General features: G+C 46.7%; 7 protein-coding genes. 2 read left to right on the plus strand and 5 right to left on the minus strand.

The genetic code is table 11. The features are described from left to right. Window positions 1–28: 28 nt before the first annotated feature. Window positions 29–2,500: an ATP-dependent Clp protease ATP-binding subunit gene (locus JGK36_RS10055; protein WP_293197773.1), complete on the plus strand. Its 2,472-nt coding sequence runs from the start codon at window positions 29–31 to the stop codon at window positions 2,498–2,500. Window positions 2,501–2,688: 188 nt separating this feature from the next. On the opposite strand, the gene JGK36_RS10060 is transcribed toward JGK36_RS10055, so the two are convergent. From JGK36_RS10060 to JGK36_RS10070, 3 genes are all read right to left on the minus strand, one after another. Next, a complete protein-coding gene (locus tag JGK36_RS10060) occupies window positions 2,689–3,087 on the minus strand; it encodes a transcriptional regulator (RefSeq protein ID WP_293176596.1) in 399 nt (132 codons plus the stop codon). A gap of 136 nt (window positions 3,088–3,223) precedes the next feature. After that, a complete protein-coding gene (locus tag JGK36_RS10065; protein WP_293176592.1) occupies window positions 3,224–3,409 on the minus strand; it encodes a hypothetical protein in 186 nt (61 codons plus the stop codon). 61 nt (window positions 3,410–3,470) lie between these two features. Further along, window positions 3,471–3,659, minus strand: a complete 189-nt coding sequence (locus tag JGK36_RS10070; RefSeq protein ID WP_293189205.1) for a hypothetical protein — start codon at window positions 3,657–3,659, stop codon at window positions 3,471–3,473. A 187-nt stretch (window positions 3,660–3,846) separates the two neighbouring features. Between JGK36_RS10070 and JGK36_RS10075 the strand changes: the two genes are divergently transcribed. Further along, a complete protein-coding gene (locus tag JGK36_RS10075; protein WP_293197775.1) occupies window positions 3,847–4,365 on the plus strand; it encodes a hypothetical protein in 519 nt (172 codons plus the stop codon). Window positions 4,366–4,486: 121 nt separating this feature from the next. On the opposite strand, the gene JGK36_RS10080 is transcribed toward JGK36_RS10075, so the two are convergent. Further along, a complete protein-coding gene (locus tag JGK36_RS10080; RefSeq protein ID WP_293176586.1) occupies window positions 4,487–5,047 on the minus strand; it encodes a Uma2 family endonuclease in 561 nt (186 codons plus the stop codon). Window positions 5,048–5,369: 322 nt separating this feature from the next. Next, window positions 5,370–5,963, minus strand: a complete 594-nt coding sequence (locus JGK36_RS10085) for a hypothetical protein (RefSeq protein WP_293197778.1) — start codon at window positions 5,961–5,963, stop codon at window positions 5,370–5,372. Window positions 5,964–6,228 lie beyond the last annotated feature (265 nt).

Raw genomic sequence — 6,228 nt, forward strand, 5'->3', positions numbered from 1 at the left:
CTCGCCAAGACAGTAGGAAGGAAAAAATATGTTTGAACGCTTTACAGAACAAGCCATTAAAGCAATAATGCTAGCTCAAGAGGAAGCACGGCGCCTCGGTCACAATTTTGTAGGCACCGAGCAAATTCTTCTGGGACTTGTCGGCGAAGGCACTGGCATCGCTGCAAAAGTATTACTGGATATGGGCCTCAACTTGAAAGAGGCGCGCAATGAAATCGAAAATATCATCGGTAGAGGTTCCGGGTTTCTCCCGCCAGAAATTCCGTTTACACCCCGCGTCAAGCGCATTTTTGAGACGGCGCTGAATGAAGCGCGGCAGTTAGGCCACAATTACATCGGCACCGAGCACATTCTGCTTGGGTTGATTCAAGACGATGAAGGTGTGGCGGCGAAGGTGCTGCAAAACCTGGGAATCGATCGCCAGAGAGTTCGCACGCAGGTAATTCGTGCTGTGGGAGAAGTAGCGGCAGTACCCGGAGGCCGAGGAGATAGCGGTGGCGATCGCAAAATCCCGACTTTAGAAGAATTCGGCACTAACTTAACTAAGCTAGCAGCAGCCGGCAAACTCGATCCAGTCGTGGGTCGCGAAAATGAAATCGAGCGCGTGATCCAAGTGTTGGGGCGCCGCACGAAGAACAATCCAGTGTTAGTAGGCGAACCCGGAGTCGGCAAAACAGCCCTCGCCGAAGGCCTCGCCCAGCGGATTGTTAACAGAAACGTCCCGGAAATTTTAGAAGACAAACAAGTAATCAGCCTCGATATGGGTTCGCTGATTGCTGGTACAAAATTCCGAGGCGAATTTGAGGAACGGCTGACGAAAATCATGGCAGAAATTCGCGCTGCCGGCAATATCATTCTGGTAATCGATGAGATTCATACCTTAGTTGGTGCAGGCGCGATTCAAGGTAGCATGGATGCTTCCAATATGCTCAAACCAGCCCTCGCCCGAGGTGAATTGCAGTGTGTCGGCGCGACTACCTTGGATGAATACCGCAAGCACATCGAGCGCGATGCAGCCCTAGAACGCCGTTTCCAACCGATTAAAGTCGGCGAACCGAGCGTGGCTGAAACAATAGAAATATTGTACGGTTTGCGATCGGCCTACGAACAGCACCACCGACTGACAATTTCCGATGCAGCTTTAGAAGCAGCGGCTACACTGTCAGACAGGTACATTAACGATCGATTTTTGCCAGACAAGGCGATCGACTTAATTGACGAAGCAGGTTCCCGCGTGCACGTGCTGAACTCGCAAACCCCGCCCGAAGTTAAAGAACTCAAAAAACAACTTCCGGCCGTCAGTAAAGAAAAAGATGCTGCTGTGCGCGAACAAGACTTCGACAAAGCAGGCAAATTGCGCGATCGCGAATTAGAAATCGAAGCTGAAATCGCCGAAGCTACAATCAACAAAAGCCAAGTCAGAATCTCTCCCATCGTCACCGAAGAAGACATCGCCCACATCGTGGCAAATTGGACGGGAGTACCTGTTAGCAAGTTGACAGAATCGGAATCGGAATTGCTGCTGCACATGGAAGACACGCTGCACCAACGTTTGATCGGTCAAGAAGAAGCTGTCAGCGCAGTTTCTCGGGCGATCCGCCGCGCGCGGGTTGGCTTGAAAAATCCCAATCGCCCGATCGCCAGCTTCATCTTTTCCGGCCCCACAGGCGTCGGCAAAACCGAACTGACAAAAGCCTTAGCAACATATTTCTTCGGTTCCGAAGACGCGATGATTCGGTTAGATATGTCCGAGTTTATGGAACGCCACACCGTTTCTAAACTCATCGGTTCCCCTCCCGGTTACGTTGGCTACGACGAAGGCGGCCAACTAACAGAAGCAGTCCGGCGCCGTCCTTACACAGTAGTCTTGTTCGACGAAATCGAAAAAGCTCACCCGGATGTCTTCAACATGATGCTGCAAATCTTGGAAGACGGCCGTTTGACCGATGCTAAAGGTCGCACGGTAGACTTCAAGAATACGCTGCTGATCATGACATCAAACATCGGTTCCCGAGTCATTGAAAAAGGCGGCGGCGGTTTGGGTTTCGAGTTTGCCGAAAGTGCCGCAGACGGTCAGTACAACCGGGTTCGCAGCTTGGTAAACGAAGAATTGAAACAGTTCTTCCGTCCCGAATTTATCAACCGCTTGGATGAAATTATCGTCTTCCGCCAGTTGAACAAGGCAGAAATCAAGCAGATTGCTGACATCTTGTTGCAGGAAATTTTCAGTCGCTTAACCGAACAGGGTATCACTTTGTCGGTGACAGACAAGTTCAAGGATTTGTTAGTTAAAGAAGGCTACAATCCCAGCTACGGTGCTCGACCATTGCGCCGCGCCATCATGCGGTTGTTGGAAGATGTACTGGCTGAGGAAATGCTGTCTGGGAAGCTGAAAGACGGCCAAAGTGCGATCGTAGATGTGGATGAAAACGGTCAGGTTAAGGTATTGCCCGGTGGCGAATCTGAACCCAGATTGCCGGAATTCGCATTGAGTCATTAAGTGCGATGACACGCAGATAAATAACGTCTGATTAAAAACCCGGTTTCTTGCAGGAACCGGGTTTTTAATTAAAAAATGCCAGTTTGTAAGGTGCAAAAGCAGTTTGTAGTGCGGACTGAAGTCCGCAAAAAGCTGCGGACTTCAGTCCGCACTACGAACTAAATCGCATTTTTTGGCATTAATCCTAATTAGATGAACAAACTAGGTGACACTTTAAAATAATCGCCGAGTGCCTTAGCTTGTGCTTTGCTAATTGCTCGTTTACCATTGACAACCTCAGACACTACGCCACTCGATCCAATGATGCCCACTAAGTCAGCTTGACGGGTGCCGCTGGCTTCCATGATGTGTTGCAAAATCTCGTGAGGTTCGGATTTGTCGATCGCATAGTTTTGATCCTCGTAAACTTCAATTAGCGTTACCAATAACTTGTGTAAAGCTTTTTCTTCGAGAGTGCGGTTTTTGGCGAACGTCAGCCCCTCTGCGACTGCTAGGAGGCGATCGTATTCTGCCTCGGTTTCGATCGCCCGTGGAGCGACTTCTGCCAACAAATTGCTATAATTAGCTCGATCAAAAGTAAGGGTCATTTTTCTATTTGTGCTGGCCGTATAAAAAAGATATCATAGATTCCTTCAGCTAAATAGGTGGTTAAACGTTTAGTGATCGGAGATTTAGTTTTGTTTAAGCCGATCGTAGTCTATTGCGGGCTATTTCGCATCAACTTTACTGTCGCCCCTGCTTTTCATCAGACAAAGACTGCTGTTTTAGCAGTTTCTCCTCATGGTCTACAAGAGCTTTCTCCAAAAGGAATGCTGCCAAATTGCTAGTCGATCGACCTTCTTGTTTCGCCCATTCCTCAAGGCGAGTGTAAATTCCGTCTGCTAAATATGTTGATAAGCGTTTGGTCATCAGAGACTAAGTTTTTGTTTAAGCTGAGTATCAGTATATCGTTGGTGATTTCATAGCAATTTTACTGTCGCCCCTGCTTTTCATCAGATGGGGGTGGTGGCTGTTTTTGGATTTTTTCCTGTTCTTCTCTCGCAGCTTTTTCTAAAAGGAATGCTGCTAAGCTGCTGATTGAACGGCGTTCTCGATCGGCCCAATCTTCAAGAATGTCATAGATTCCTTCAGCTAAATAAGTTGTCAAGCGTTTGGTCATCGGAGATTTAGTTTTGTTTAAGCCGATCTTAAGTGTGCTGCATTTAGGTCTTTATGTCTAACTGTCACGTATCCACTACATATGTGTGACTATTGCGTGCTATACTCGGAACAGTCAAAAGCCAGCGCGTCCCCTAGGAAAGTTCGTCGCTGGCCTGTGGCTTCCCAAATTCAGGAGACCTAAAACCATGATAGAACCTTCCAGCGACGGGAGCGAATTTTCCCGCGGCTATCAGCAGGCCTTAGACGACTTCGGCATTTCGCAACTGCTATCCTGCATCCGCAGCTACTCTGACGCGGATTTCGACGCGCAGCGGGTGCTGTTGCAGGAAAAAGAGGTCAAAAGTTTAGCGGGCCATCTCATCGAACAGTTGACGGCGAACCTCACAGGGAGTCTGATTAGCAGCTACCTCGACATTCTCCGAAAAGCAGGTGCAAAGATAATTGCCGAATATTCTCCAAATCGGCAATTTACTGTACAGCCGGAAGATAATCTGCAAGTTACGAAAACGTCCGATCTCTTCAGACAGGATTATGCTAAACCTTGGGTGATTGTGCGGGTTTTGCCTGATGCTCGAAACCACATTGTGGCGCGTTTCTGCAATCGCCAAGATGCAGATGACCATTTAAGGGCTTTACGTCGGTTTGTGCGATCGGGAATCTTTGAGATTGCGTTCGATCGACCTGGCGATCCAGAGTTAGATTAAACAATTAATAGCTCTGCTTTACGGTGGGTTTCTGCCCACCTTTGCCTATAATTGTTTGCTGATTCTTGTTCATTTAGACTCTCAAGTCGCGCCACAAAAAAAATAGTATGAGTCCAGCTTTTTATCCCAACACATCAACTACAGCAATTTCTATATCTGGAAAAGCTAGAATAGATAAAATCTTACCCCGCTGGAATCTTTGAATATTTTGGTATCCCGATGGAGAAGGTTCGCGATAAACTACGACACATTGCTCGTTAATATCTACCAGCCAAACTTCTGCAATACCCGCTTCAGCATAAAGAGGAATTTTGATATTTCTGTCAGTTTCAGCGGTTGTATCCGCTACTTCCACAATTAGTAAAATATCCTCCGACTGAGGATGTCCCAATTCATAAAAATCATCGCGCCGCCGCAGTAAGGAAATATCCGGTTCAGGTTCAGAGCGATCGCCCAATTCTACCGGATCTTGGACTCCAATGGTTACTCTTGATAATAAGCGGATATAGAATAACTCTGTCAGGCGCTTGACATGGGATGTGTGCCTTCTACCGACGGCGGCCATTTGAACAATTTCTCCTCGAATCAATTCAACTCGATCATCTTTTGTCAAGATGCCAGATTCAATCATCTGATGATATTCTTTTACTGTGAACAGGCGCTTGATTAACTGAGTTGTCATCACTTATTTGGCGCTCCTTTTAGTTGCCCTTTTTCTGTTGCATCGCCTTTGCTGCTTTCACAATCTCAAATCGCGGCGCAAAAAAAGGTATTTTTACTTATTGATTTTGGTTGATTTTTGCGCTATATTTTAGATAATGGGAGTGGTAACTCAAACTTAAAAATTGCCACCACTTCCATTATAATATGATACCTTTTTGAATCGGCAATGTCAAGCCTTTGACCCCAAAAAAAAGGGCGTTTTTTTTACATTTTATCGCAAAAAAATATAGTTTTGGTAAACGCAGATATCCCCGCGTCAGAGGAGTTGATTAAGGGAAGACTCAATCCCACGATTGCAATTGTACAACCCAATGCTGGACAAAAGCTGAAATGCGATCGCGCCGCGTCTCAAAAGTAGCAGCAATCCAGATAAACACAATCCCGAAAGCCAAGCCGATCGCCCATTTAATCAGCGGATAGTCAAAAATCAGCACCACCAACTGATAGAAAACATTGATTAAGAAAATTCCTGTTCCCACAAACAAAAACGCCCGCACTCGCAGCCCCAAACCCGCAGCAATCGCCACCAAGCTAAAAAATCCTGCAACTAAACCGTGGTTGTGTTGAGTCAAAAGAGGTATCCCGCAAATCATCGCCGTGGCTAGCATTCGCAGATTGTGGCGCAGGGTTTTTTGGGCTGGTAGTTGCAAAGCGCGATCGCACTGAGCAACATAAAGGAAAGAAAGCCCTAAAGGAGTAAAATACCATTCGGGTTGAGTCAATCCGATTTGTCCAAACCAGCGCAGTAATACCCAGTCAACTATCGCCACACTCACGTAGGTAAAACGGACTTCGCGCTTTTCCCAAGCTAGGAAAACATAGAAGGCGGCAGCTATCAGAAAGCTAATCGGATAAAACTTAGCGGGAGATTCCACAATAGTGATGATTGGAATCAGAGAAGCGATTATCTTCCAGGGATTTTTTGACCAACCCCAGTTATCCCAAGGTAAGATGTAAATGAAATAGGCAAATAGAGAAGCAAAGGCAACTTTCCACGGCCCCAGTGGCCCGGAAATGTACTTGACTAAAGGTGTATTGATCCCAGGGCTATTTCATTCTAAACAGCTTCTTCAAAACGTCTAGACCATAGCCAGCGAGCCGTTGTGCCTGTGCCATATTTGTTTCTCCAGCTTCTCGATA

It is taken from the genome of Microcoleus sp. PH2017_35_SFW_U_B (genome assembly GCF_020737865.1).
GTDB lineage: Bacteria > Cyanobacteriota > Cyanobacteriia > Cyanobacteriales > Microcoleaceae > Microcoleus.